The sequence below is a fragment of the Anaerolineae bacterium genome (genome assembly GCA_011176535.1).
Lineage (GTDB): Bacteria > Chloroflexota > Anaerolineae > Anaerolineales > DRMV01 > DUEP01.
Genome location: DUEP01000010.1, coordinates 19,716 through 45,919, shown reverse-complemented (window position 1 = coordinate 45,919; position 26,204 = coordinate 19,716). Strand labels below are relative to the sequence as shown.

19 protein-coding genes and 1 pseudogene are annotated in these 26,204 nt (G+C 65.5%); 9 read left to right on the top strand and 11 right to left on the bottom strand.

Going from position 1 to position 26,204, the window contains the following annotated elements; translation table 11 throughout:
- A partial coding sequence (locus tag G4O04_02250) for a homoserine kinase (protein HEY57358.1) occupies nt 1-168 on the top strand: 168 nt, incomplete at its 5' end.
- A 67-nt stretch (nt 169-235) separates the two neighbouring features.
- On the opposite strand, the gene G4O04_02245 is transcribed toward G4O04_02250, so the two are convergent.
- The 6 genes from G4O04_02245 to G4O04_02220 are packed head-to-tail and all read right to left on the bottom strand — an operon-like array spanning nt 236 to nt 4,751.
- Complete coding sequence (locus tag G4O04_02245; protein ID HEY57357.1) at nt 236-784, bottom strand: hypothetical protein; 549 nt, start codon at nt 782-784, stop codon at nt 236-238.
- Nucleotides 785-835: 51 nt separating this feature from the next.
- On the bottom strand, nt 836-1,321 hold the full coding sequence (locus tag G4O04_02240; GenBank protein HEY57356.1) for a DUF402 domain-containing protein: 486 nt from the start codon (nt 1,319-1,321) through the stop codon (nt 836-838).
- On the bottom strand, nt 1,314-2,126 hold the full coding sequence (locus tag G4O04_02235) for an energy-coupling factor transporter transmembrane protein EcfT (protein ID HEY57355.1): 813 nt from the start codon (nt 2,124-2,126) through the stop codon (nt 1,314-1,316). Before G4O04_02235 ends, G4O04_02240 begins: the two co-directional genes overlap by 8 nt.
- Nucleotides 2,127-2,135: 9 nt before the next feature.
- The gene (locus tag G4O04_02230; protein HEY57354.1) at nt 2,136-2,312 is read right to left on the bottom strand and encodes a hypothetical protein; all 177 of its coding nucleotides are present in this window, start codon (nt 2,310-2,312) and stop codon (nt 2,136-2,138) included.
- 25 nt (nt 2,313-2,337) lie between these two features.
- Nucleotides 2,338-3,588: an AI-2E family transporter gene (locus tag G4O04_02225; protein ID HEY57353.1), complete on the bottom strand. Its 1,251-nt coding sequence runs from the start codon at nt 3,586-3,588 to the stop codon at nt 2,338-2,340.
- A complete protein-coding gene (locus G4O04_02220; GenBank protein ID HEY57352.1) occupies nt 3,585-4,751 on the bottom strand; it encodes an AI-2E family transporter in 1,167 nt (388 codons plus the stop codon). The genes G4O04_02225 and G4O04_02220 overlap by 4 nt, the downstream gene beginning before the upstream one ends.
- 69 nt (nt 4,752-4,820) lie before the next feature.
- On the opposite strand from G4O04_02220, the gene G4O04_02215 reads away from it, so the two are divergent.
- Complete coding sequence (locus G4O04_02215; protein HEY57351.1) at nt 4,821-7,157, top strand: DNA translocase FtsK; 2,337 nt, start codon at nt 4,821-4,823, stop codon at nt 7,155-7,157.
- A gap of 45 nt (nt 7,158-7,202) precedes the next feature.
- Here G4O04_02215 and G4O04_02210 read toward each other — a convergent pair whose 3' ends face one another.
- Nucleotides 7,203-9,242: a peptide ABC transporter substrate-binding protein gene (locus G4O04_02210; protein HEY57350.1), complete on the bottom strand. Its 2,040-nt coding sequence runs from the start codon at nt 9,240-9,242 to the stop codon at nt 7,203-7,205.
- A 287-nt stretch (nt 9,243-9,529) separates the two neighbouring features.
- On the opposite strand from G4O04_02210, the pseudogene G4O04_02205 reads away from it, so the two are divergent.
- The 3 genes and pseudogenes from G4O04_02205 (at nt 9,530) to G4O04_02195 (ending at nt 14,387) form a co-directional block, all read left to right on the top strand.
- Nucleotides 9,530-10,789 (top strand): annotated as a pseudogene (locus G4O04_02205) (ATP-binding protein).
- Entirely contained in the window at nt 10,786-11,553 is a 768-nt protein-coding gene (locus G4O04_02200) for a hypothetical protein (GenBank protein HEY57349.1), read from the top strand. The pseudogene G4O04_02205 and the gene G4O04_02200 overlap by 4 nt, the downstream one beginning before the upstream one ends.
- Before the next feature lie 56 nt (nt 11,554-11,609).
- Complete coding sequence (locus tag G4O04_02195; protein ID HEY57348.1) at nt 11,610-14,387, top strand: hypothetical protein; 2,778 nt, start codon at nt 11,610-11,612, stop codon at nt 14,385-14,387.
- A 79-nt stretch (nt 14,388-14,466) separates the two neighbouring features.
- Here the strand turns inward: G4O04_02195 and acnA are convergent, their stop codons facing one another.
- A complete protein-coding gene (gene acnA, locus G4O04_02190) occupies nt 14,467-17,175 on the bottom strand; it encodes an aconitate hydratase AcnA (protein HEY57347.1) in 2,709 nt (902 codons plus the stop codon).
- Between the two features lie 153 nt (nt 17,176-17,328).
- Here acnA and G4O04_02185 point away from each other — a divergent pair, with 153 nt between their 5' ends.
- Nucleotides 17,329-18,471 carry a CoA transferase gene (locus tag G4O04_02185; GenBank protein HEY57346.1) on the top strand — a complete coding sequence of 381 codons (1,143 nt, stop codon included), beginning with the start codon at nt 17,329-17,331 and terminating at the stop codon, nt 18,469-18,471.
- A 19-nt stretch (nt 18,472-18,490) separates the two neighbouring features.
- Here the strand turns inward: G4O04_02185 and G4O04_02180 are convergent, their stop codons facing one another.
- Both G4O04_02180 and G4O04_02175 read right to left on the bottom strand, forming a co-directional pair.
- Complete coding sequence (locus G4O04_02180; protein ID HEY57345.1) at nt 18,491-19,258, bottom strand: triose-phosphate isomerase; 768 nt, start codon at nt 19,256-19,258, stop codon at nt 18,491-18,493.
- A gap of 40 nt (nt 19,259-19,298) precedes the next feature.
- Nucleotides 19,299-21,119 carry a protein kinase gene (locus G4O04_02175; GenBank protein HEY57344.1) on the bottom strand — a complete coding sequence of 607 codons (1,821 nt, stop codon included), beginning with the start codon at nt 21,117-21,119 and terminating at the stop codon, nt 19,299-19,301.
- 237 nt (nt 21,120-21,356) lie between these two features.
- On the opposite strand from G4O04_02175, the gene G4O04_02170 reads away from it, so the two are divergent.
- Complete coding sequence (locus G4O04_02170) at nt 21,357-22,532, top strand: M48 family metalloprotease (GenBank protein HEY57343.1); 1,176 nt, start codon at nt 21,357-21,359, stop codon at nt 22,530-22,532.
- Between the two features lie 71 nt (nt 22,533-22,603).
- On the opposite strand, the gene G4O04_02165 is transcribed toward G4O04_02170, so the two are convergent.
- Nucleotides 22,604-24,505, bottom strand: a complete 1,902-nt coding sequence (locus tag G4O04_02165) for a hypothetical protein (GenBank protein HEY57342.1) — start codon at nt 24,503-24,505, stop codon at nt 22,604-22,606.
- A 94-nt stretch (nt 24,506-24,599) separates the two neighbouring features.
- Between G4O04_02165 and G4O04_02160 the strand changes: the two genes are divergently transcribed.
- Both G4O04_02160 and G4O04_02155 read left to right on the top strand, forming a co-directional pair.
- On the top strand, nt 24,600-24,974 hold the full coding sequence (locus tag G4O04_02160) for a hypothetical protein (protein HEY57341.1): 375 nt from the start codon (nt 24,600-24,602) through the stop codon (nt 24,972-24,974).
- On the top strand, nt 24,974-26,203 hold the full coding sequence (locus G4O04_02155; GenBank protein ID HEY57340.1) for an aminopeptidase P family protein: 1,230 nt from the start codon (nt 24,974-24,976) through the stop codon (nt 26,201-26,203). The genes G4O04_02160 and G4O04_02155 overlap by 1 nt, the downstream gene beginning before the upstream one ends.
- Nucleotide 26,204 lies beyond the last annotated feature (1 nt).

Here is a 26,204-nt window from a genome sequence, read left to right as displayed (position 1 = left end):
GCGGTGGCCGTGGCCCTTTCGGGTGCCGGGCCGGGGGTTGTGGCCTTTGCCCCGCAGATGGACGACGCCACGCCTGTAGCCGACGCCATGGTGGCCGCGTGGCGCGAGCAAGGCGTCGCGGCGCGGGGGTGGGCGTTGCGCCCGGCCATGACGGGGGCCCAGGTGTAGCATCAGGGGCGTTAAACGACCCCAGGGGTGCGCGCGGCACCCCTGGGGGTTCGGCATGAGGGGGCGTTTATTTGGGATGGCCGTACAGGAACCAGAAGGGGCCTGCAGGGAAAGCAGGGGCCAGATCCTTGTCCCAGATAAAGGGGCCTGGGGCAAAGGAGGCGCGTAGGACACGATCCAGACGATGGCACAGATCGGCCTCGGCTTCGGGCCAGCCGCCCAGGTCCTGGGCCAGCAGTTCCACGATCACCCGCTGGCGCACCTGGTAGGTGTAGTAAGCGGCCTGGGCAGGATCAGTCTCGTATTCGTGGAGATAATCGGCCCAACACTGCAACCGGGATTGCAATTCGTGGCGCGCTTTCTTGTTCCAGGCGGTGCGCCACTGTTCGCGCAGTTGCGCGATGGGGGCAAACAGGGCTTCGGCTTCGGCGGAAGACCGGGCCCGCAGGCGGGTATAGGCCAACAGTACATTCCCCAGGGTCAGGCAGGGGAAGGGAGGCTCACCCTTGGGGGGCTCGGCCCGAAGCATCCAGTACAGGTCCTGGGCGTGCAGGTAATCTTCCAGCACGCTCTGGATGGCTTCCAAATAAGCCCGATCGTAGGCAGCGCTTTTCATGGGCACCTCCTTGGGACGCAGAGCGCCCGCTGCGGGTTTGTGGCTTCACTTTTATTGTAGCACGGAGGCCAGGGGTTTGCATGGCCCTCGCTGCAACCGCGCCCGGACCTCCTGGAGGGCCTGCTGCGCCCGCAGGCGTTGCGCCGGGCTCAAGGGCAAGGCGGCAAAGGCCTCTTCGTCCAGCAGGGCCAGGCGGCCATCGCGGAGGAAGACCAGGTCCAACTCCCAGTCGCGGTAAAGCAGGAGGTTCCCGCGACGTTGAGTTGGCGAGGCGATGTTGATGTACCAGCCTTTGAGGCGTCCTCGGGGGCCGTCGTACACGGCGAACAGGTTGTACCAGCGTTGGCGGTAATAGAATTCGATCAGCCGATCGCCGGGGCGGAAGGTCAGGCCGCCAGCGGTGACGGCAGGCCCCTCAAAGAAGGCTTCGATGGCCCAGCCTCGCGGCGTGGCCCAGAGGAGACGGCCCTGCCAGCGCCGCACTTCCTCCCCCCAGTAGTTTTGTTTGCTAACCCACAGCCAGAGGAGTTCAGACATGGGGAATCCACTGCAAATCGGCCAGACCGAAGTGGAGCGCCATCCAGTACACCAGGGCCGTGTAGCCCGTCAGGATGAGGACGAAGAGGGCGTCGCGCCAGGTGAGCCACATCTGGCGGTAGTAGGTGCGTTCAGGCCCGGCGCCGAAGGCTTTGGCGTCCATGGCTAGGGCGGTGCGCTCGGACTTGCGAATGGCGGCGGCGAGCAAGGGGATGGCGTAGCGTCGGGTGCGGGCCAGCAGCCCCCGCAGCCCCCGGCCTTCGGCAAAGCCCCTCACCCGGTGGGCCATGCGAATCGTCTCGTATTCCCGTCGCAGGAGGGGGAGGAACCGGTACGAGACGAGCACGCCGTAGCCGAAGCGGTAGGGCACCTTGAGGTTCTGGATGAGGCTCAGGGCAAAATCGGTGGGGTCGGTGGTGCTGACGAAGAGCAGGGAGGTGGCCATGAAGGTCACCACGCGCAGTCCCAGGCCGATGGCGCCCCGCAAGCCCTCGGCGGCGACGACCCAGGGCCCCCAGCGCCACAGAATGTGTGGTTGCGGGTACCGGCTCAGGTCGGCGTAGAGTGCGGTGAAGACCACCAGGGGGAGGGGGAAGAGCAGCAGCGGCACGCTCCAGCGCAGCATTTGCCGCCAGGGGATGCGCCCCACCCACCAGGCGGTGAGCACCAGCCCCAGGGCCAGCATGCCCGGCACGAAGGGGTCGAAGGCCAGCGTGGCCCCGGCGGCGATGATGGCCAATCCGACCAACTTGGCCGCCGGATTGAGCCGATGGAGCGGGGAGGCATGGGCCAGATAGGTGAACATGAGGAGGAATTACAGTTGGCGAATCAGGGTGAGAAATTCGTCCCATTCCTCCTGGAAAAAGTGCAGCGTCACGGCGCCCAGTTCCACATGGTAGGTGGTTTCGCCGTCCGGCTCCTTGGCTTTCCACACGATGAAGTTTTGCGTTTCGGCCAGGGTTTCCGTTTGGATGTCCATCGGTTCGCTCATGAGCCTTCCTCCATCAAAAAAGGGTTCAACGGCGACGCAGCCGTCGCCAGAGTTTGACCAGGGAGGGGAGCAATGGCCAGGTGGGGGAGGAGGCCGGCTGAAGCCCTTCCCACGGGTTGGGGTGGTCGGCCAGTTTGGCCAGGATGTAGTGGCCGATGAGGCGCAGGGAGGCCACGGTGGGCGCGGCCAAGAGCAGCCCCAGGATACCCACCAACCGGGCCAGCACCAGCGCGCCCACCAGTACGGCCGCCGGATGCACGCCCAGCACATCGCCCATCATTTGGGGCACCACCACGCTGTCGAAGACCTGGTCCACAAACATCATGCTCCCCACGACCACCAGCACATGCTGCAGGGCGGTCATCCCCCAGGGGTGCTGGGGTTGGAGCAGGATGACGACCCCGGTGATGATGTACACCACCAGGGGGCCCAAGTAGGGCACGAAACGGCCAGCCACGACCAGCATGGCGAGCACCAGGGCGTTGCGTACGCCCAGGGCCCCCAGGAGCACGCCGTTGACCAGCCCGACCATCAGGGCGATCATGAGTTGGCCGCGCAGGAAGGCGTTCCAGATGCGCCCCAACTCGCGCCCCATGCGTTCCAGGTCGGCCTGGTAATCGGGGATCTCCACGCGCACCAGGGCCACGGAGACCTGCCCGGCTTCGGCCAGCAGGAAGTAGGACACCAGCAGCACGAAGGCCGTCCAGCCCAGGGCCTGCAGCGTGCGCGAGGCCAGCCCGCTGATCAGGCTGCCCAGTTGGCCCAACAGAGGCTGGACCGAGGTCAGCAGGTTTTGGCTCAGGGTGTTGAAGTCGAAGCGGGTGAAGTCCAGGGTGAAGGGGCCGAGGACGAAAGGATGGGTCTGCAAGACGCTCAACCAGGAAGGGAGGGTGGTGAGCAGAAAGTCGGAGACCACGGTGTAAAGGCTTTGGGCCTGTTGCACCAGGGCCAGCCCGCTCAGGGTCAGTACGCCGAGGAGGAGCAGAACCAGGGCCAGGTAAAGCAGGGCCACCACGGCCCGCCAGGGGAGGGGGGTGTGGCGGTCCAGCCAGGCTGCGACCGGGTGCAGCAGGTAGGCCAGGATGAAGGCCAGCGCCAGGGGGACGATATAGGCGCGAAAGTAAATCAGCGCTCCGAAGAGCAGGGCGACCAGGGTCAGCCCCACGATGAGTTTGGTGGTGGGGCTCCAGGGGGGCGACGATGAAGGCGGAGGGGTCTCGCGGTTCGGGGGTGGCTCTGGGGAAGCAGCCGGTGACGAAGGGGTCGGGGCTTTCATCGACGCCTCCTGCGCGGAAAGCGGCGGCGAGAGGTCGAGCGCTTTTGCCACCATTGCAGGTTGGGCGGCGGTAAGGGCTCGGAGACCGGGCTGGGGAAGGGGTCGAGGTCGAAGAGCCGGGCGTACACATAGCGCCCCAGCACCCGCAAGGAGGCGATGGTAGGCGAGGCCAACAGCACCCCCAGCACACCGCCCAAAATGGCGCCGGCCAGGATGCCCAGGATGACCACCATGGGGTGCAGATGCACCCGTCGGCCCACGATGCGCGGGATCAGGTAGTTGATGTCCACCTGTTGGAAGATGAGGTGGATGCCGATGATCAGGGCCGCGAAAGCCCAGTTGGGGAGGGGCAGCCAGGTGGAGCCCACGAAGAAGGCCAGCAGGCTGGCCAGGGTGAGCCAGATGCCGTGCCCCAAACTGGGCAGGAATTCCAGCAGGCCGGCCAGAATGCCCATGGGAATGGCTCCGGGCAGGCCCACGATCAGGCCGATGACGGTGAACAGCCCGCCCACCACGGCGGCCAGGGTCAGTTGTCCACGGAAGAAAGCGCCCCAAATGGCACTGATTTCGCGGCGCAACCGCTGGTAGTCTTCCTGGAAGGGTGGGGGTGGCAGCGAATCCAGGTACGCCTTGACCAGCGGCGCGTCTTTGACCAGGTAGAAGGAGATGATGAGGACGAACACCCCCAGCGCCACGGAGGACACCACATTGACCACGATGCTCAGCGTGCTGCTCAGCAGCGCCTCGATGCCCTGTTGCAACACGCCGCGCAACTGTTCCAGAGCCTGTTGCCCGTCCAACACCTGCCCGGCGATGACGATCCGCTGGCCCAGGATGGATTCGGCCTGCAGGATGAGCCGCTGGACATCGAGGTTGAGGCTTTGCACCTGCCCGACCAGCAGAGGCACGCCCACCAGCAGGGTGACCAGCAACACAGCGAACAGGAGCAGGTAAACCAGCGCGGTGGCCCACCCGCGGGCCAGGCGAAAGCGTTTGGTGAGGAGTTCCACCGGCCAGGAGAGCACATAGGCCAGGAGCACCGCCACAATCAGCGGCGGCCATAGTTCACGGAAGCGGGTGAGCAGATAGACCCCCAGGGCGAGCAGCATCAGGGAGACGGTCCACTTGGTTTGCCACGACCAGGCAGCATGCGGTTTGCGCATATAGTGATTTTAGCCGCATTTGCTTGCCGACGCAACCGCCATGCTATAATCTTTTTTTGGAGAGGCGGTATGTCCCCAGCGCGAAAACGGAAAGGTTCCTCGAAGAAGCGAAAAAAAGCCCAGACCCGGCGAGGCTCCCGCAGCCCCCGACGTGCCGCGACGCGGAGTACGAGCCGCTGGCAGGGGGTACTGGCGCGCATCCCGCGTCCCCGGGTGCGGCTGCCTTCTCTCGGCCTGAGCGTGAGTCCGGAGCGCAAGGCCGATTTGGGGACGTTGTTGCTCTTGGTGCTGACGCTGTTTTTGCTGCGGGTGTTGCTCGTTCAGCAACCGGCGTGGGCGGCGGCCATGGGCGGGGGACTGCGGCGTGCCCTGGGATGGGGCGCGTATCTTTTCCCCCTGGGGCTGGGCGGGATGGCGCTGTGGCTGTTGTTGCGGCGGGTGGAGCGCGTTCCGCCGCCGACGCACGGCAGGGTATGGGGTGTGACGCTGGTGGGGGTAGCCCTGCTCACGGCCTTCCATGATCTGGTCGCCTCTGGCGAGACGGCGTGGCAGGTGGCCGCCCAGGGCAAGGGGGGCGGTTATGTGGGCGCCGTGGTGCTGCGCGTTTTTGCCGCTGCGTTGGGCGAAGTGGGGGGCTGGCTGGCCGTGCTGGCCCTGGGGTTGTTTGGTCTCTCGCTGGCTCTGGATCGACCGATTGTTGATCTTTTCGTTTGGGTGGGGGCGTTGTGGGAGCGGTTTCGGGACTGGCGCGACGAGCGCCGTCTGCGGGCCTGGGAGCGGCGGCCTAAGGTCTCCGTGGCGCCGGAGGGCCCCTTGGCTTCGGAGGAGGCTGCCGTGGCTCAGACCGCCACGACCTCCGAGGCGGCGCCCTCAGCGGAGGGCTCTGCTGCCCCGCCCACAGAAATCGTCTGGCAGTTGCCCTCGGTGCAGGCGATGCTCGATGAGGCTCCCTCCATGGAGGTGGACGACGCCTTCATCGCCGAACGGGCGCGCCTCATCGAGGAGACGCTGGCCCACTTCAACGCACCAGGCAAGGTGGTGGAAATCCAGCGCGGCCCCACGGTCACTCTGTTTGGCGTGGAGCCGGGTTATGTGGCAGGGCGGAACGGGGCCACCCGGGTCCGAGTGGCCAAAATCGCCTCCCTGGCCGACGACCTCGCCCTGGCCCTGGCGGCCAAGCGGGTGCGGATCCAAGCACCCGTCCCCGGCAAAGGCTATATCGGCATCGAAGTGCCCAACGACCGTCCGGCCCTGGTCACCCTGCGGCAGGTGATCGAAAGCGAGGCCTTTCAGCGCCTCAAGTCGCCCCTACGCATCGCCCTGGGGCAGGATGTGGCCGGGCGGGCCGTGGCCGCCGACCTGGCCGCCATGCCCCACCTGCTCATCGCCGGGGCCACCGGGTCGGGGAAGTCGGTTTGCGTCAACGGCATCATCACCTGCCTGTTGCTCCACAACACCCCCGAGGACCTGCGCCTGCTGTTGGTGGACCCCAAACGGGTGGAACTCAACGACTACAACGGCATCCCGCATTTGTTGGCCCCGGTCGTCGTGGATTTGGAGCGGGTGGTGGGTGCTTTGCAATGGGCTGCACGGGAAATGGAGCGGCGCTACAAATTGCTGGCCGAGGCCGGGACGCGACACATCGCCGACTACAACGCCAGGCAGGCGGCCCGGGGCGGCGAAAAGTTGCCTTATCTGGTGATCGTCATTGACGAGTTGGCCGATTTGATGATGTTGGCTCCTGAGGCCACCGAGCGCACCATCACCCGACTGGCGCAACTGGCCCGGGCCACGGGGATCCATCTGGTGCTGGCGACGCAGCGGCCCTCGGTGGATGTGGTGACGGGGTTGATCAAAGCTAACTTCCCGGCGCGGATTGCCTTTGCCGTGGCTTCCAGCGTGGACAGTCGCGTTATTCTCGACCAGCCTGGTGCCGAGCGCTTGTTGGGTCGGGGGGATATGCTCTTCATGGCCCCCAATGCGCCGGAGCCCATCCGGCTGCAAGGCGTCTATGTCTCCGACGAGGAGATTCGCCAGGTGGTGCGCTATTGGCGGACTTTTGTCGAGCAGGGGCTGGCTCCCGCGTCCACCACGGGCACGGTGGACGCGCCGCTGCCCCATGTGCCGTTGAAGCAAAAGCCGCTTTGGGAGGAATTCGAGGCGGCCAAAGAAGAGGAAGAACGCGACCCGCTTTGGGATGAGGCCATCGCCGTGTTACGCCGCGAGGGACGGGCGTCGGTCTCCCTCTTGCAGCGCCGGTTGCGCATCGGCTACACCCGCGCGGCCCGGCTCATCGAGGCGTTGGAGGCCGCGGGCGTCGTGGGGCCGCCACATCCCACCACTGGGATCCGGGAGGTGCTCCCGGAATCCGGTGACCCAAACCCGGATGCGGAAAAAACGGGCTGACCCCCTCGGAGGTCAGCCCGTTTTGGGTTTGTCTGGTTCCCCTGTTCAGGGCTGGCAGTCAGGGCCGTAGTCGAAGAACTCGATATGCCAGAGCACCGAGTCGGTGGTGGGGTCCACCAGGAAGCCGCACATGTCGGGCCGCGAGGCGGCGATTTTCACATGGAAATAGAGTGGCACCGCGGGCAGGTCTTCGGCAAAGATGGCCTGGGCTTTGAGGTGGTTTTGGGTGTAGATTTCCTGGTCTTCCAGGGAACTGTTGGCCGCGATGCAGGCGCGGTCGAAGTCGAGGCTGAAGTAGCCGGAGAGGTTGGTGCCGCCCCAGCCGTAGAGGAAGGCGGGCAGCTTGAGCGTGGGGTCATCCTCTTTGAAGGCTTTGCGGATCCATTCGATGTCGCCCCGGGTGGCGTTGGGGTCGCCGGGGGTGAAACTGCTGGTCCACAGCAGGCAGGGCGGCTCGCCCCCGGTGGCGAAGGCGGTTTGGGCCAGGTCGAACTGACGGCCAAAGAGCGGCCCTTCGGGCCCGGGCTGGTAGAGTTGCTTTGGAGGCAGGGTTTGCACTTCCACGCCCACGCCACAGGCCTGCAGGTCCTGAGCGATGCGCTGGGCGGCCTTTTGGCGGAAAGGTGCCGTGTCGGTCAGGTAGCGCAGCGTGAGGGGGGTGCCCTGGGGAATGAAGTACGGCTCCTTGGGGCCCTGGTACACGCGGGGTGTGGCGGGGTCGCCGTCGTCATCCACCCAATTGGCGGCTTCCAGCAAATCCTGGGCCTTTTGCGGGTCGTAGGGGTAATCCCGGGCTTCTTTGTTGTACAGCGGGTGCTGCGGCGGCAGGTAAGTGGCCGAGGTTTCGGCCAGCCCGTGGTACAGATCGTCCACCAGGGCCTGGCGGTCGATGCACATGGCCAGCGCCTGCCGCACACGCGGGTCGCTGAGGATTTCGGGCCGGTCACCGTATTGCCATCCGTTGTCGTAGGCCGCCGGGTTGATGCCGAAGTAGAGGAATTCCTCGGTGGTGGCCATGGGGGCGATGTGCAGGGCGATCTTGCCGGCGTCGGCCAGGGCTTTCAAAGTGTCGAACTGCTCATCCAGAGGGATGGAGGTGTCCAGCACATCGCATTCCCCGGCCACGAGGGCATCCACCGCCGTGGCCGCGTCCTGGCCGATGAAGCGGAAGACCAGGTACTCGAACCGGGGGAGCCCCTGGCCGCCGCGGAAGTAGTAGGGGTTGCGGGCCAGGGTCAGGTGGTCGCCGGGGACCCATTCCTGGAGCAGGTAGGGACCCCAGCCCAGGGGGCGCAGGCGGGCTTCCTCGACTTGCCCCAGGCCCTGCTGGGCGGTGTATTTCCCCAACCGGTGCTTGGGCAGCGGAGTCCAAAAGTTGAGGAAGTAGGTGGGGTCGTAGAACCCCGGCAGGCCCACCCAGCGGACGGTGTGGTCGTCTTCTGCTGAGTAGGCGGCGGTGCGTTGCTTCTTGAAGTTTTGTGGGGCCACCTGGAAGGAGAACACGCTATCGTCGGCGGTCAGGCGCTCTCCGTCGGACCACTTCACGCCGGGGAGCAGGCGGAAGGTGATCTCCAGGCGATCCATGGTCACGGCGCCGTCCTGGTTGGCGTCGTAGGTGCGCGCGCAGGTGAGCCGCTGGCAGCCCGAGGGGAAATAGGTCACCCCGTCGATCAGCGGCGTCACGCGGCCCCGCACATCCACGATGGTGTCCCCCGGCTGCACGGTGACGGGCTTGAGTTGGGCGTCGCCATCGGCCAGGTTGGGGAGTTTTTCCAGGATGACGGGCTCGTAGCCGTAGTTGGTGGTGTCAATGGGGCCGTCGTAAAGGGCATCCAGCACGGCTTGCTTGGCAGGCGAAGCCGCGCCGTAAAGGTAGAGGTCTTGCGGCTCGGCGCCCAAGCAAACGGTGAGGGTTTTGGGCGGGCTGGCGGGAGGGGTGGGGGTGATGATGCGCACGCCCACGGTGGGGGTAGGCGGTGCGGTGACGACCGGCGTCACGCTCACCGGGGTGGGGGCGCCTGAACATGCGACCAGCAGCAGCGCCGCGAAGGTGCCCATGAACCAGAGTATTGCGCGTCTTCGCATACCTTCCTCCTCAAAACGGGCCGCAAAGCGCCCGCGGGGGCTTGGGTTCGTCTTCGGCGCCCTGCCGGGGGGAGTGCCTGGGAGCATGGCAGGGACGCGATGAGCACAATTGTACCATCCCGCCTCTGGTCGTTTGCCGGGGAGCCGGGCCCGTGCATGCTATAATACTTCTGGTCGCGTTTCGGTGGCGGTTGCGCCCGCCGGAGCCTCTCCGACCCAGTCCCTCCCCCTGGAGGTGCTTGATGACGGCGACATCTGGCGAGTTTATTCCCAAACCCATCACCCGCATCGAAGAGACCGGGCTTTCGCCGTTGTGGCTGCAGGATTTGATCCTCAAGATTTTTTACTTTCAGGGTTATCTGAGCGGGTATGAGTTGGCCGAAGCCATCGCGTTGCCTTTCACCGGCGTGCTGGCTCAACTGCTGGAGACGCTGAAACGGGAGAAGTTGGTCGAAGTGCGTGCCTCCCGGGGGGGCTTAGGGGCCGGGGCTTATGAGTACGGCCTGACTGGCGAGGGGGTGCGGCGGGCCCGGGAAGCGTTGGAGCGCAGTCAATACGCCGGCCCGGCGCCGGTGCCCCTGCAGGATTACATCCGCGCCATGCATCGTCAGAGTCGCAAGCGGCTCTTCGTCACCCCCAGGGTGATGCGGCGCGCGCTCGCCCACCTGGTGCTCTCGGAAAAGACCTTCCATCGGCTGGGCCCGGCGGTGAACTCCGGTGCCTCCATTTTTCTCTATGGGCCGCCGGGCAACGGGAAGACCACCATCGCGCGCGCCATCGGCAACCTGGTGCTCAGCGAGACCATCTACATTCCCTTTGCCCTGTATGTGGATGGGCAGGTGATCACCCTGTACGACTCGGTCAATCACAAGCTGGCCCCGGAGGAAGACAGCACCCCTGTGGGCACCGGCTCCCTGCGCAGCAGCCTGCGGCGTGACCCACGCTGGGTGCGCATCCATCGGCCTTTCATCATGGTGGGGGGCGAGTTGACCCTGGCCAATCTGGACCTGATCTTCGATGAAGTGAACAAGTTCTACCAGGCTCCGGTGCAGTTGCGCGCCAACGGCGGGTTGTTGTTGGTGGACGATTTTGGTCGGCAACAGGTCCGCCCCCGGGATTTGCTCAACCGCTGGATTGTGCCCCTGGAAAACCGCATCGATTATCTCACCCTGCACACCGGGCGCAAAATCGAGGTGCCTTTTGATGTGCTGGTCATCTTTTCAACCAACCTGCCCCCGCGCGATCTGGTGGATGAGGCCTTCCTGCGCCGTTTGCGCCACAAGATTTACATTGGCGATCCTTCGTACAACGATTACCGTGAGATTTTCCGCCGCGTGGCCAGGGAAAAAGGCGTGGCCTACAGCGACCAGGGGCTGGCCTACCTGCTCCAGGAGTGGTACATCAAGCGCGGGCGCAAACTGCGCGCTTCGCACCCCCGCGACTTGTGCGACCAGATTTTGGACGTCGCCCGCTATCGCTCCGTCGAGCCGGCCATGACCAAAGAACTCCTCGATCAGGCCGCTGAAGCCTACTTCGTGGATCTATGAGCCTGTTGGAGCAACTGCCTCGCCCGGCGATTATTGCCCATCGAGGGGCTTCGGCTTACGCGCCGGAGAACACCCTGGAGGCCTTTCGCCTGGCCGTGGCCCAGGGGGCCCACGCCATCGAACTGGACGCCAAACTCACCCACGACCAGCGGGTGGTGGTGTTTCACGATATGCGTTTGGGACGCACCGCCCGGGGCACGGCGCGGATTCGGGATGTGGACCTGGTGGACCTGGAACCTTTGGATGCCAGTCAAGGCTTTGCCGGGGGCTATGCTGTCACCCATATTCCCACTCTGGATGCCGTGCTGGCGCAGTTGGCCGGGCAGATCCCCATCAACATTGAGTTGACCAATTACAACCATTTGTGGGACGACCTGCCCCAACGGGTGGTCGAGTTGGTGTTGCGTTTTCAGGCCACGCAGCGCGTGTGGTTTTCGTCCTTCAACCCCCTTGCCTTGTCCCGTGTAGCCCGTCTTTTGCCCGAGGTGCCCCGGGGGTTTCTGGTTCTGCCCGGAGCCCGGGGACGCCTGATTTATCGCCTGTTTGCGCCTTTCATTCCCCACCAGGTGGTGCATCCGCACTTTTCCCTGGTCGATGCGGCGTGGCTGCGGCGGCTGCACCGCCGGGGAAAGCGGGTCTTCGTGTACACCGTCAACGACCCGCGGGAGATGCAGCGCCTTTTCGCCCTGGGCGTGGACGGTATCTTCACCGACGATCCCGTACTGGCCCAGCAGGTGTGGTCGTGTCAGGCCGGGGCCGCGTGACCGGAAGGCCGTCAAGCCGTCGCCGCACGGCAAGTCTCTCTCGGAGGAGGAGGGTGTTGCCCAAGGCCCGTCGTCGCCGTCTGGGTAGCGTGTGGATACTTTTTTGGCTCCTGGGATGGCTTGTAGGGGTTCCTACCCAGGCGGCCCCTCTACCTCAACCTGTTACCCCGGAAGAGCGCGCTCAAGCCCTGCTGGACGAGATGACCCCAACTGAGCGGGTGGGGCAGTTGTTCCTCGTGGCGGTGAGCGACACCGACCTCACCGAAGGCAGCCCGGTGTACAACCTCATCGTCCAGCGGCACATCGGCGGCGTGATCCTGCGCCGGGACGCTCCAGGCTCCGGCGACATCCCCGAGACGCCACGGGCCCTCCAGGAGTTTACGCGTCGGATGCAGGGTCTGGCGTGGCGGGCGCAGTTTAGCACCTTCACGGATCCCGTGAGTGGGGCATCGTATCATCCCACCTTTGTTCCGCTGTTTGTGGCCGTGGCGCAGGAGGGGGACGGTTACCCCTGGGACACGCTGCTCAGTCCCGACCTGACCCCGCTGCCCAGCCCCCTGGCCCTGGGGGCCACCTGGTCGCCAGAGGTGGCGCAGGAGGTGGGACAGGTGCTGGGACGGGAACTGGCCGCGTTGGGGTTCAACATGCTCTTCGGCCCGCCCCTTGATGTGGCCACCACCCCCTCGTCAGAAAGCCCCGGCGATTTGGGCGTGCATACTTTCGGCGGCGATCCCTACTGGGTGGGCCTGCTGGGGCAGGGGGTTGTCCAGGGCCTGCACGAGGGGGCGCAGCGACACCTGGCGGTGGTGGCCAAGCATTTTCCGGGGTACGGGGCCTCGGATCGGGACCCCACCCAGGAGGTGGCCACGGTCCGCAAATCCCTGGAACAGTTGAAACAGATCGAACTGGCGCCTTTCTTTGCGGTGACGGGCAATGCCGCCACGCCGGACGCGGTGGCGGATGGACTGTTGACCTCTCATCTGCGCTACCAGGGCTTCCAGGGCAACATTCGGGCCACCACCCGGCCGGTGAGCCTGGATGCGCAGGCCATGGCCCTGTTGATGGGTTTGCAGCCTTTTACCACCTGGCGGCAAAACGGGGGTTTGCTGGTGAGCGATGATCTGGGCAGCCCGGCCCTGCGGCGGTTCTACGACCCCACGGGGCAGACTTTCAGCGCCCGGCAGGTGGCCCGGGATGCGTTTCTGGCGGGAAACGACCTGCTGATCCTGGGCGACATGACGGAGCCGGGGGACGATTCGCCCTATCCGGCCATCAACCGGGTGCTGGATTTCTTTGTGCAGAAATACGGCGAGGATCCGGCGTTCGCCCGTCAGGTGGATGAGGCCGTGCTGCACATTCTCACGGCCAAGGCGCGGCTTTATCCTTCCTTTGCCCTTTCGGCGGTGCAGGCCTCGCCTGACGACCTGGCGGTGTTGGGCCAGGGGGAGGAAGTGGTGTTTCGCGTAGCCCAGGCAGCGGCCACTTTGATCAACCCTGGGGCCACCGACCTGGAGGCCGTGCTGCCCCAGCCGCCCGGGCCAAAGGACCGCCTGCTGTTTCTCACCGATGCGGTCTCCTACCAGGCCTGCGAGACCTGCCCGGTGCGCTGGGCGCTGGCGCCGGACGCCCTCTCCCAGGCCGTGCTCCGGCTTTACGGCCCTGACGGCAGCGGGGTGATTGCCCCCAGGCGGGTGGTCAATTTGACCTATGACGATGTGCTGGCCTGGCTTCAGGAGCCGGATCAGCACCCTGAGGTGCCCGCGTTGCTGCGCCAGAGCGATTGGGTGATCGTGGCTGCCCTGGATGCCGACCCCCAGCGGCCCTCCTCGCTGGCCTTCAAGGAGTTGCTGAACCAGCGCCCGGACCTGTTGCAGGACAAAAAGGTGGTGGCCTTTGCCTTCAACGCTCCGTACTATTTTGACGCCACCGATCTCTCCAAAATCAGCGCCTATTACGGCCTGTACAGCAAAGCGCCCCCCTTTGTGGAGATGGCGGCCCGGCTGCTCTTTCGGGAAGTGCGTCCCCAGGGGGCCTCGCCGGTTTCCATTGAAGGCATCGGCTACGACCTGATCACGGCCACTTCGCCGGACCCCGAGCAGGTCATCCCGTTGACCTGGGATTTTCCGTCCCCCACTTCGGCGGCCGAAGCGGTGACGCCGGAGCCCGGTCAGCCGTTGACGGTGGCTTCGGGCACGGCGGTGCCCATCCGCACCGGGGTGATCGTGGACCACAACGGGCATCCCGTCCCCGACGGCACGGTGGTGCGCTTTCTGCTCACCGGGCCTGGGGGTGAGGGGGTGCAACAGCAGGTCACGGTGACCACCATCTCCGGAGTGGCCCGCGCTTCGTTGCAACCGACTCAGCCGGGCACCTGGGAGATCCGCGCTCAGAGTGAGCCGGCATATCAGTCGGAGGTGCTGCTGGTGCAGGTAGGCGGGGAGCTGGAGGAGGAGGCCACCTTGACGGTGGCTCCCCCGGCCACGCCCACGGCCCCGGTGCCTCCGGCGACGGTGGAGCAACCTGGCCTGGCCCCGGTGCCGCACACCCAGGTGGATTGGGAGGATTACCTGACGGCGCTGGCGCTCAGCGTGATCCTGGCCTGGCTGGTGTACCGGCGTTTTCTGCGCCAGGGGCAGGTGCGGTGGGGATTGCGCTATGCGGCCCTGCTTCTCAGCGGGGGCATGCTGGGCTACCTCTATCTGGCGTTGCAACTGCCGGGCAGCACGGCGGGGATGGTGCATTTGGGCCGCGGGATGCCTGTGTTGTCCGCTGCGGTGGGGTGGCTCCTGGGCGTGTTGGTGGGGCTGCTCTGGCAGCGCCGCGCCGCAGGATAACGGCGATTTTCTGCCGCCCAAAAAACCAACCGGGGTCGCTATGGACCCCGGTTTTGTGTTGCGGGCCGCGCCGTGCGGCTCAGGCCTCGCGGGCCATGTTGCGCAGCACGGTGTGCAGGATGCCGCCGTTGCGGTAGTAGGTGATCTCCATCGTCGTGTCCAGGCGCACGATGACGGGGAAGGTGATTTCCGTGCCGTCTTCGCGCACCGCGCGCACGGTGACCACGCTCAGCGGTTCCAAATCGTCCTTCAGGCCCTCAATGTGGAAGACCTCGTGGCCGGTGAGGCCCAGGCTCTCCACGCTGTCACCGGGCTTGAACTGCAAGGGCAGCACGCCCATCCCCACCAGGTTGGAGCGGTGGATGCGCTCGAAGGACTCGGCGATGACCGCCTTGACGCCCAGCAGGGCCGTACCCTTGGCCGCCCAGTCGCGGCTGGAGCCAGTGCCGTATTCTTTCCCGGCCAGCACCACCAGCGGCACGCCTTCCTCCTGGTACTTCATGGCCGCGTCGTAGATGGTCATCTGTTCGCCGTCGGGCAGGTGGATGGTGTAGCCACCCTCCACACCCGGCACCAACTTGTTGCGCAGGCGGATGTTGGCGAAGGTGCCGCGCATCATCACCTCGTGGTTGCCGCGCCGTGAACCGTAGGAGTTGAAGTCCTTGGGCTGCACGCCTTTGGAGATCAGGTGCTTCCCGGCCGGGCTGTCGGGCGGGATGGCCCCGGCTGGCGAGATGTGGTCTGTGGTCACCGAGTCGCCCAGCACGGCCAGCGCGCGGGCGTTGTGGATCTCGGTGATGGGCGGCACATCCAGGGAGAGGTCCATGAAGAAGGGCGGCTCCTGGATGTAAGTGGAATCCGGACTCCAGGCGTAGATTTCGCCGTCAGGGCTGGGAAGGCTGTTCCACATTTCGTTGCCGGTGAACACATCGGCGTACTTTTCTTTGAAGAGATCGGGGGTGACATGCTCGTCGATGGCGCGCTGAATCTCTTCCGTGGAAGGCCAGATGTCGCGCAGGTACACCGGATTGCCGTCCTGGTCGTAGCCCAGGGGATCGGTGGCCATGTCGAAGTCCACCGTACCGGCCAGGGCGTAAGCCACCACCAAAGGCGGGGACATGAGGTAATGCGCCTTCACCAGCGGATGGACACGGCCCTCGAAGTTGCGGTTGCCCGAGCTCACCGCGGCTACCACCAGATCGCCCTCGGTGACCGCCTTGGCGACCTCCGGCGGCAGAGGCCCACTGTTGCCGATGCAGGTGGTGCAGCCGTAGCCCACCAACTGGAACCCTAGTTGGGCCAGCGGCTCCAGCAGACCTGCCTGTTTCAGGTATTCGGTGACCACGCGGGAACCGGGGGCCAGGCTGGTCTTCACATAGGGCTTGGTGCGCAGGCCCTTCTCCACCGCCTTTTTGGCCAGCAGCCCGGCAGCGATGAGCACCGAGGGGTTGGAGGTGTTGGTGCAGGAGGTGATGGCCGCAATGACCACCGAGCCGTGGGTCAGTTCGGCCTCCTGGCCGTTGCGCACCACGGGCACTTTGCGCACCAGGTCTTCCGGTTTCAGCCCGAAGCCGTGCAGGCCCTTCTCATTGGTCAACGCCTTGCGGAAGGCAGGCTTGAGGTCGAAGAGCCGCACCCGGTCCTGGGGGCGCTTGGGGCCGGCCACGCAGGTCTCCACCGTGCTCAGGTCCAGTTCTACCACATCGGTGAATTCGGGGTCCGGGGTATCGAGAGTGCGGAAGAGGCCCTGGGCTTTAGTGTAGCGTTCCACCAGGTCGATGAGTTCTTCCGGTCGCCCGGTCAACCGCAGGTAGCGCAGGGTCTCCTCGTCCACGGGGAAGAAGCCCATGGTTGCGCCGTATTCGGGGGCCATGTTGGCGATGGTGGCGCGGTCGGGCAGGCTCAACGCGATCACGCCGGGGCCGAAGAACTCGACGAACTTGCCCACCACGCCTTTCTGGCGCAGGATGTTCGTCACGGTGAGCACCAGGTCGGTGGCCGTGACGCCTTCGCGCAGTTCACCGTAAAGTTTGAACCCGATGACATCGGGCGTGACCATGTAAATGGGCTGGCCCAGGATGGCAGCCTCGGCCTCGATGCCGCCTACGCCCCAGCCGACCACGCCCAGGCCGTTGATCATCACTGTGTGGCTGTCCGTGCCCACCAGGGTGTCGGGGTAGGCCACCGTCTCGCCGTCCACCTTGGTGGTCATCACCACCCTGGCCAGGTATTCCAGGTTGACCTGGTGGATGATGCCCGTGGCGGGGGGCACGACCTTGAAGTTGTCAAAGGCCTTTTGCCCCCAGTGGAGGAATTCGTAGCGCTCGCGGTTGCGCCGGAACTCGAGTTCCACATTGCGCCGCAGGGCGTCGGGCGTGGCGAAAAAGTCCACCTGCACCGAGTGGTCGATGATCAGGTGCACGGGGATGAGCGGGTTGACCTTGGCCGGATCGCGGCCCAGGCGGGCCATGGCCGAGCGCATGGCGGCCAGGTCGACTACCGCCGGGACGCCGGTGAAGTCCTGCATGACCACCCGCGCCGGGCTGTACGGCAGGGTGGGGCGATGCTCGGCCCGGGGCGTCCACTTAGCCAGGTTGACCACATCCTCCTCGGTGATCTCGACACCGTTGACCTGGCGCAACACCGATTCCAGCATGACCCGGATGGAAAAAGGCAGCCGGTCGATCTGGGTCAGACCGCGCTCCTCCAGGGCGGCCAGCCGGTAATACACCACTTCACCGCTGGCCGTCTTCAGCGTGCTTCGTGCTTCTACAAAGGGATGGCTCATCACGCGCTCTCCTTGAAAAAGTCTAAAAGCGGTCGCTCCGCAGGCTTCCTGACAAAAAGTAGGGTCGGAGAATTATAGTAAGATTATACCGCACCCCGTTTGCGCCGCCCCCGGTGGGTGGGGCCTTTTTTTATGGAGGTTTCCATGGCTACCGTGCTACCCCTTCAAGGCATCACCATTCTGGATTTCACTCGCTTGCTTCCCGGCCCCTACCTGACCCAACTGCTGAGCGACTTAGGGGCCACGGTCATCAAGGTCGAGAGCACCCTGGCCGGCGACTATGCCCGGATCGTCCCGCCGGAGATGGGGCTGGCCGGGCTGTTCGAGGCGGTCAACGCGGGCAAGAAGAGCCTGGCGGTGAACTACCGCAGGCCTGAGGGGCGCGAGGTGATCTACCGCCTGGTGGAGCGGGCCGATGTGTTCATCGAGGGGTTCCGACCGGGGGCCGTGGAACGCTATCGTCTGGACTACACGACCCTGCAGGCCATCAACCCGCGGCTGGTGTACTGCGCTCTTTCGGGATATGGGCAGGCAGGCCCTTACCGTCAGCGCGCCGGGCATGATCTCAACTATGTGGCCGTCGGCGGTGCCCTGGGCCTCAACGGCGAAGCGGATGGGCCGCCCGTGCCGCCGGGGGTGCCCATCGCCGATTTGGCCGGTGGGATGCTGGCGGCCATTGCTATCCTGGCGGCTTTGATGGGGCGCGAGCGCACTGGTCAGGGGATGTATCTGGACATCGGGTTGATGGATGCGGTGGTTTCGTGGATGACCCCACTGGCCCTGGGACCTTACTTCGCTCAAGGGGTGGTCCCCGAGCGGGGGCAGATGCCCCTGGCCGGAGGGTTGCCCTGCTACCAGGTGTACCCTACGGGCGATGGTCGATACCTCACCCTGGCGGCGCTGGAGCCTCATTTCTGGGCCGCCTTCTGTGAAGCGGTGGACCATCCAGAGTGGATCCCCCGACAACTGGACCCAGCCTTGAAGGACGAGTTGCGCGCGCTTTTCCGTCAGCGCACCCTGGCGGAGTGGCTGGCCCTTCTGGACCAGGTGGACGCCTGCGTTGAGCCGGTGGTCACGGTGGAAGAGATGCTGAACCATCCCCAGGTGCGGGCGCGGGGGCATGTGCGCGTGGAAGGGGGGCGGCCGGTGGGCATGGCACCGCCTTTCGTCTTCGTGCCGCGGGAGCGCCCCCCGGCACCCCGCCTGGGGGAACACACCCGGGAGATTTTGCGCAGCATCGGCTACACCCCCGCCGAGGTGGAGGCCCTGGACACCGAAGGGGTGGTGAAGGCCTGAGTTGGGGTCAGTCGGAAGGCTATACCGTCTCCGCGGCGGCGCGGACGATGGCCAGGAACTGGTCGGCGTGCAAGCTGGCCCCGCCCACCAGCGCGCCATCGATGTCCGGTTGGTTGAAGAATGGCGCGGCGTTGTGGGGTTTCACCGAGCCGCCGTAAAGCACCCGCACCCCCTGCGCCACCTTTTCATCGAACATCTCGGCTAGCGCCCGGCGGATGACCTCGGCCACCACCCGGTTGGCTTCCTCGGGCGTGGCGGCCTTGCCCGTGCCGATGGCCCACACCGGTTCGTAGGCGATGACGATGCGGGCGGCTTGTTCGGCGCTCAGCCCGGCCAGCCCCTGGGTGATCTGACGCTGCACCACGGCCTCGGTTTGCCCGGCTTCGCGTTCCTCCAGGGTCTCGCCTACGCAGACGATGGGGGTTAAATCGTGGCGCAGGGCGGCCTGGACCTTGCGCTGAACCATCTCGTCGGTCTCGCCGAAGTACCCGCGGCGTTCGGAGTGCCCGAGGATGACATAGCCGGCGATTTCGGCCACCATGGCCGGGGCAATTTCGCCGGTGTAGGCCCCCTGCTCTTTCCAGTGCATGTTCTGGGCACCGAGGCCGATATCGGTGCCGGCCAGTAACGCCGACACGGGCAGCAGGGCGGTAAAGGGTGGACAGAGCACCCGCTCCACCTGGGGGTACTCCCGGAGCCCGCCGTCCAGCAGTTGCCAGACCAACATGCGGGCCTCTTCAATGGTTTTGTGCATCTTCCAGTTGGCGGCGACCATGGGTTGGCGCATGGTGTCTGCCTCCTCAATGAAAGGGGTGGGCCGAGGCGCCTCAGGGCGAGGGCGTCGGCAACATCTTAAGCATCTCCTGCGCGGCGTCCAGCACCCAGCCGGGGGCTTCGGACATGCTTGTCAGGCGTTCCAGCCGACGCCGGGCCAGGTCCGGGTCGCGGGCGTCGAGCACTGCGTATTCGGCGTCCAGGAGCAGAGCTTCGGGCATGGTGCCCTTGTCCCGCAGCACCCGCCTCAGCAGGGCGTACCCGCGGGCGGGGTCGCCATTGTAGAGTTGGTAACGGGCCTGCACGACCTCGCTGAAGGGCGGGTCGTACTTGGCCAATGTGCCCGCCGGGATGAAGTGCTCGAAGTTGGGGTCTTCGGCCGCCCAGTAAGCGGCCTGGCGAAACACATCGTCCCATTGCCCGCGTTGATCTGCGGGGATGAGCGGCCCGGCGGCCAACAAAAGCCGCGTGGCCGGCAGCGGTTCGCCTAGATCCAGAAACTGGAAAGCGTAATCGAGGAGCAAATCGGGGCGTTGTTGTTGGACGCACAGATTGATGCCGCGCGTCAGTGGCGTTTCGCCGCGGCCAGGCTGGTGGCGGCGGTACTGCAACAGAGCCAGTTCGAGGTAAGGTTGGGGATCGGTAGGGTTGGCCCGGATGCGCTGCAGCAGGTCGTTGGCTCCCGTGTCCTGGGGGGAGACCCCCTGATCGAGGGTCTCGGTGGAGGTGGGGGTGGCCGGTGCCGTGGGGCGAATGGGCCGCCCTTGCGTGGGCCGGCCGGGATGCGCCTGACCGAGCAGGCCCACGCCCAGCAGGCAAAGCGCGCCGACGCCCATCAACGCCAGCAGCGCCACCCACCAGCGACGCCGGCGTCGGGGTGGCGAGGGCGCTTCCGGCCGGGTGGGCGTTGGGGAAGCAGTCACCGTCCCGGCGGCAGGTCGCTCCCCGGGGGGCAGGGTGGGTTCGGCCGGCGCGGGAACGGTGGTCTGAGGCGGGGGTGGGATGCGCGGGGTTTCCTCTCCCTTAGGGGGCGTTGTGGGCACGGTGGGGCTTTCCCAGGCCTGGCGAAAGGCCCGGAGCATCTCCTCTACCGTGACGAAGCGATCTTCGGGGGCTTTGGCCAGCGCTTTGAGCAGCACCCGCTCCATGGCTTCGGAGACCCGGGGGTTGAGGTCCCGTGGGCGAGGAAGCGGGGAGTAGATGTGATCGTGGATGATGGAGTAGGGCGTGTCGGCCAGGAAAGGCACGCGCCCCACCAGCATTTCGTAGAGCATTACCCCAAAGGAGTAGATGTCCGTGCGGGCGTCCAGGTTCCTCTTGCCCATGGCCTGTTCGGGGGCAATGTACTGGGGTGTGCCCATGATCATGTCGGCCGAAAGCGTCGATTCGCCAGAGGCGGCCATGCGGGCCAGGCCGAAATCGCTCAGGTAGATGCGCCCATCCTGGCTCAGGAGCACATTGGAGGGCTTGATATCCCGGTGCAACACGCCCTGACGATGGGCATAGGCCAGGGCGCTGCCCACGGCCTCCACCACGGTGCGGATTTCTTCGGAGCTGAGCGGCCCGTGCTTCATCCGGGCTTTGAGGGTCTCCCCCTTGATGTACTTCATCACCAGATAGGGATATCCTTGGTGTTCGTTGAAGTCGTAGATGGGGACGATGTTAGAATGATCCAGTTTGGCCACCACCCGCGCCTCGCGGCGAAAGCGGGCCAGGAAGTTGGGGTCTTCCAACAGGGCCGGGTGGAGCACTTTGATGGCCACGTAGCGATCCAGCGCGGCGTGGTAGGCCTTGAACACCGTGGCCATCCCTCCCTGGCCCAGGGGTTCCAGAATGCGGTATGGCCCAACTTGCATGCCAGCGGTGAAGGGCACGTTTTCCTCCGCAGGGGCGCACGGCCCGAAAGAGTGTAAGGTTATTATAGCCTGAACTGGACGGGGTGGGGGTGTGGTGAGGCGTCGTCGCGTGGTTTTTCACCGGGGGGAAGGAAGGGGATGACCGCAACCCGCGGCGTTGGCCCTCGGAGAGCCCGACCCACGCCGCCTGTCTTTCTCCGGACCGAGATGTGGTATTATGTATAAACGGTTCACCTTGTCCGAAGGAGAAACGCCATGCGCAACCTCGACCCCGAACTGCAAGCCGTCATCCGCGACCTGGAAGCCGCCTTAGGCGAGGAAACGCTGGAAAAGGCGCGCTACCAACTGCGGATGAAGATCACCCAGTTCCTCGTCGGTCTGCTCACTTCCCTGGTGCTGGCGCTGCTCTGGTTGCCCACCGGTTGGGCGGTGGCGCTGCGCGACGCCTTGCACGCCAACACCGTCTGGTGGCGCACCTGGGGCTTCATCCTGCTGGTCACGCTCATCAACGCTATCCTGCAGTTCCCCCTGGATTGGTTCTTCGGCTTTCGCCTGGAGAACCGCCTGGGCACCAACAGGCAGTCCTTCGGCGGCTGGCTGTGGGATCGGGTGAAGCAAGCGGCGCTGGGGATACCGGTGCAAAGCCTGCCTTTTCTGGGGCTCTATCTCATCTTCCGTCGCTGGCCGGACCGCTGGTTCCTGGGGCTGGTGGGTATCGTGGTGGTGTTCCTGGGGGTGTTTTACCTGCTGCAGCCCGTGTTCCTGCGGATGCAGTACAAGGCTGAGCGGCTGGACGACCCCGAACTCACCGAGCGCCTGCGCTGGCTGTTTGCCAAGGCGGGCGTGCCCTTCGCCGGGCTGTCGGTCATCAAGGCCTCGGAGAAGACCAGCCGGGGTAACGCCGCGCTGGTGCCCAGGGGCGCTGGCACCGAGGTGGTCATCTTCGACACGCTCATTGAGGAAGTGGGGCCGGAGGGGGTGGAAGGTACCATCGCCCACGAACTGGGGCACAAAGTCCATCGTGATATGCTCAGATTGATGAGCCTGATGGGTGCGCTGCTCATTGCCGCCTTTGGGGTGGGCTACTTCGTGCTGCAAAGCCTGGGCACCTGGGACGGGTTGCAAGGGCCCATCGATGTGGCCACCCTGCCCCTGCTGGAGTTGACCGTGGCCTGGCTGGGCGCGGCGTTGCAGGTGCTGATTAACGCCTACAGCCGCCGCCGGGAAATAGCCGCCGACCGCTTCGCTCTGGAGATGACCCAACAGCCGGATGTCTTCGAGCGAGTGATGGTCGCCCTGCTCAGGCAGAACAAACATCTGCCTCAACCGCCAGCCTGGATAGAAGCCTTGCTTTACAACCATCCCAGCCCGGCCCGGCGGGTGCTGATGGCGCGGCAGTTTGGGAAAGCCTTGTCCGCTCGTCCTGCTTGAAGCCCGCCGAAAAGAGGGAGAAAGCGATGTTGTGTTGGAGGCGGACCCTCCAAAACAACATCGCTTTTTTCTTACCTCCCCCCGCCGTCGGGCCGGCAGGGGTGTTTCGGGTCCGGATTCTTAGGCGGCATCCCCTCGGTGCCGGGGCCGTACTCACACACCGCCCGCCAGGGCTGATAGTGGGTGACGAATTCGTCACGGTACCGCACCTCGCCGTTACGCCACACGATGCGGGTCACCGTCACCTCGGCGCCTTCTACGGCCCAGTCCACCTGGCGAATCTCCCCCGGCTTCAACTCGGGGTTTTCGATGTATTTGGGGTCTGGGGGATCCGTCTTGTTCTGCAGGCCCGTGGTGTGCCACTCCACCGTGCGCCCGTCGGAGGTGGAGTACAGTCTCCAGGTGATGAACCGGTGCGGGGCGTTCACCTGGACTTCCATCAAAATCCAGTAGGGCGTGTCGTTCTTGAACTTGAAATCCACCAGCGGCACATAGACGGTGGCGTCCAGCCCCGCCCACTTGGGGTTGGCCCACCCGCTGGCGGTCTGCTCGTAATAGAGCACCCGATAGGCGTGGGGGTGGCGTTCCACGATGGGGTATCCGGCGAAGAACACGGTGCGGAACAGGGTGGTGCTTACCTGGCACACCCCGCCGCCCACGCCTTTGATGGTGCGGTCGCCGTAGATGATGAGGGCCTCGGCGTAGCCGTTGTCCAGGCTGATGTCGCCCAAGGCCTTGACCATGGAGAACACTTCGCCGGGCGCCACCAGGAGGCCATGGAAACGACCAGCCGCCGTGGCGATGTTGTGGATGCGCTCGGCGCTGGAGCCGTAGAAATAGGTGGTGTGCTCGCCCACCAGTTCGGTGATGCCCAGTTCCTCGGCCGTGGCGTCGTCGGCCACATTGGGTGGGTGCCGGTTGACTACCAGGGCTACCTGATGTTGCCCGGCCAGGATGGCCTGGACCAGGGCCTCCAACGAAGCCTCGATGTCCAATTCGCGCCCCTCCACGCCGTGCTGGATGAGTTTCAGTTGCTTGTTTTGCTCGTCGAATTCAAAACGCGGGCGAACCGCCTCGCGCTGCAGTTGCGGGGTCAGGCGTTCCAGGAAGGAGCGCAGTGGCTGGGGGTTGATCTGCACCACGAAGCGTGCGCCGTGCTCGTTGCGCTGGCGGGCGATGAGCAGATACGCTGCCAGGGTCTGCGGCTCGATGGTCCACGGGCCGGGGTCTCCCTCCTCGCGTTGCGGGAAGTCGATGGTGAGGGGCCCGGCCAGGATGGCACGCAGATGCTCGGCCGTGGGCGTGGGGTCGAGGATTTCCGGTGGGTGGGTGGTCACCGGGAGGGGGATCTGCAGGTCACGCAGGGCGGGCAACTGTTCGCGCAGTTGGGCCACCACCGCCGGAACATCCACGGTCACGCCCACCTGGCCCGGCGTGGCCACCACTTCGGTGCCCTGGATGCGAATCTCGGCCTCCACGGTGGGGCGCTCGATGGTCGCCGCCAGTTGCTGCACCGCTTTGTAGGCCAGCGGCTCGTTGAACACGGCCACCGGCGGCAGGTTCACCCCTCGCTGCCAGGCCACCAGGCGCTGCGCGATGCGCTGCGCCAGGCTCCCCTCGCGGCCATAACGATAGGCGGCCAGCGCCGACGCCTGGGGGTCGAGGGCAAAGCCCAGGGCGATGGGCGGCAGTGTCCAGGTGTGCCCCGGCGCGGTGAGCGTCACCTTGCCGGTGGTGGGGAAGGTCAGCGTCTGGGAAAGCCGTTGCGCCGCCTGGTCGGGGGTTAACCCGGAGAGATCCACACCGGCCACCGCCACGCCGGGGTAAGTCGTCCCGCGATAGGACAGGCTGTACCAGGCCACCGCCACGCCCACGAAAACTAAGGCCAGCAACACCCCCAGCGCCCCGGCCAGCAAGAAGTGGTACCAGCGGAGCCTCAGCGCAGCGAAAGAGCCCAACAGTCGTTTCGGCATGGGAGAGATTATAATCCATCGTGTTTTGAGGAGCAGGGGCGGTGAAGCAAAAGGACGGTATAATGAACCCACAAGCCCCTTTGCGGCGGTGAACATGCACCCACGAGCCTTACGACATCTGCTCTATGCCTCGCTGAGCATGGCCCTGGTAGGCTGGGGCACCCTGGCCTATTTGGCCCTGACCACCTACCCGCTCCTTTGGGCGCGGTGGGCCTTCTTCAGCGCCTTAGTGCTGGCCGTCACCGGCGTGGTGACCCCCATCCTGGCCCTGATCTACCGGCGCTTTGCGGCGCATCCCGTGCCCGAACGCAGCGTGTTGCGCGAAGGGCTGCTCAGCGGAGTCTATGTGGGCCTGCTGGCCTGGTTTCAACTGGGCCGCATGGTGACGCCCTTTTTGCTCATCACACTGGCCCTCATTCTGTTCCTGCTGGAAGTTGGCATTCGCTTGTGGGAAATTCGGAGGCGCTAATGCGACACGACCTGGACGCATTCATGGAAGCCCACCACCTCGACGCTGTGGTCGTGCTGGGGCCAGCCCAGCACAACCCGGCCATGGTGTACCTCACCGGCGGCGCTCACCTGACCGACGCCATCCTGGTCCAACGCCGGGGGATGCCCGCCGTGCTCTTCTACCACCCCATGGAGCGGGACGAGGCCGCCAAAACCGGCCTGGAAACCCGCGACCTGAGCGCTTACCCCTACAAACGCTACCTGGAACAGGCTCAAGGGGACCGGGCCCAGGCCGCTGCACTGCGCCTGCAGGATTTGTTGCGCGACCTGGACATCACCGCCGGCACCCTGGGACTGGCCGGGCGGGTGGACATTGGCCCGGTGGTGGCCATGCTGGACCGCCTGCGCGACCTGAACCCCGCCCTGCGGTGGACTTCGGCGCGGGAGGCCTTGCTGGCCGCCCGGCGCACGAAGACGCCCCACGAAATCGAGCGCATTCGCGCCATGGGCCGCATCACCACCACCGTGGTGGGCAAAGTGGCCGACTACCTGAGTGGCCAGCGCGCCCAGGGTGATCTTTTGGTCGACAAAGACGGCCAACCCATCACCATCGGCCAGGTCAAAGGCCTCATCAACCGCTGGCTGGCCGAACTGGGCGCTGAGAACCCCGAGGGCACCATCTTTGCCCAGGGCTACGACGCCGGCGTGCCCCACAGCACGGGTAACCCGGAGGCCCCTTTGCGCCTGGGGGCGCCCATCGTGTTCGACATCTTCCCCTGCGAGGCCGGAGGGGGGTACTTCTACGACTTCACCCGCACCTGGTGTTTGAGCTACGCCACCGATGAGGCCCTGGCTGTTTATGAAGATGTGCTGGCGGTGTACCGCACCATCATGGCCGAACTTCAGGTGGGCGAGCCCTGCAAGGTTTACCAGCAGCGCACCTGCGACCTCTTCGCCGCCCGGGGGCATCCCACGATTTGCGAGGACCCCCGGACGAAAAACGGGTATGTGCACAGCCTGGGGCATGGTCTGGGATTGGAGGTCCACGAGGCCCCCTGGTTCGGCAGCACGGCCACCGGAGAGGATCGTCTGGACCCCGGGGTCGTGGTGACCATCGAACCGGGGTTGTACTACCCCGAGAAGAAGGTCGGCTGTCGCCTGGAAGACACGGTGGCCGTCACCGAAAAGGGCTTCGAGGTGCTGGCCGAGTTTCCGCTGGATCTGGTCATTCCCGTGCGAGGGCGTTGAA

Bases quoted from the DNA above. Each gene is read 5' to 3' on its own strand.
- G4O04_02230 (HEY57354.1), bottom strand. From the start codon at position 2,312: ATGAGCGAACCGATGGACATCCAAACGGAAACCCTGGCCGAAACGCAA.
- G4O04_02245 (HEY57357.1), bottom strand. From the start codon at position 784: ATGAAAAGCGCTGCCTACGATCGGGCTTATTTGGAAGCCATCCAGAGC.
- G4O04_02155 (HEY57340.1), top strand. From the start codon at position 24,974: ATGCGACACGACCTGGACGCATTCATGGAAGCCCACCACCTCGACGCT.
- G4O04_02215 (HEY57351.1), top strand. From the start codon at position 4,821: ATGTCCCCAGCGCGAAAACGGAAAGGTTCCTCGAAGAAGCGAAAAAAA.
- G4O04_02210 (HEY57350.1), bottom strand. From the start codon at position 9,242: ATGCGAAGACGCGCAATACTCTGGTTCATGGGCACCTTCGCGGCGCTG.
- acnA (HEY57347.1), bottom strand. From the start codon at position 17,175: ATGAGCCATCCCTTTGTAGAAGCACGAAGCACGCTGAAGACGGCCAGC.
- G4O04_02180 (HEY57345.1), bottom strand. From the start codon at position 19,258: ATGCGCCAACCCATGGTCGCCGCCAACTGGAAGATGCACAAAACCATT.
- G4O04_02235 (HEY57355.1), bottom strand. From the start codon at position 2,126: ATGTTCACCTATCTGGCCCATGCCTCCCCGCTCCATCGGCTCAATCCG.
- G4O04_02165 (HEY57342.1), bottom strand. From the start codon at position 24,505: ATGCCGAAACGACTGTTGGGCTCTTTCGCTGCGCTGAGGCTCCGCTGG.
- G4O04_02220 (HEY57352.1), bottom strand. From the start codon at position 4,751: ATGCGCAAACCGCATGCTGCCTGGTCGTGGCAAACCAAGTGGACCGTC.
- G4O04_02240 (HEY57356.1), bottom strand. From the start codon at position 1,321: ATGTCTGAACTCCTCTGGCTGTGGGTTAGCAAACAAAACTACTGGGGG.
- G4O04_02170 (HEY57343.1), top strand. From the start codon at position 21,357: ATGCGCAACCTCGACCCCGAACTGCAAGCCGTCATCCGCGACCTGGAA.
- G4O04_02160 (HEY57341.1), top strand. From the start codon at position 24,600: ATGCACCCACGAGCCTTACGACATCTGCTCTATGCCTCGCTGAGCATG.
- G4O04_02200 (HEY57349.1), top strand. From the start codon at position 10,786: ATGAGCCTGTTGGAGCAACTGCCTCGCCCGGCGATTATTGCCCATCGA.
- G4O04_02225 (HEY57353.1), bottom strand. From the start codon at position 3,588: ATGAAAGCCCCGACCCCTTCGTCACCGGCTGCTTCCCCAGAGCCACCC.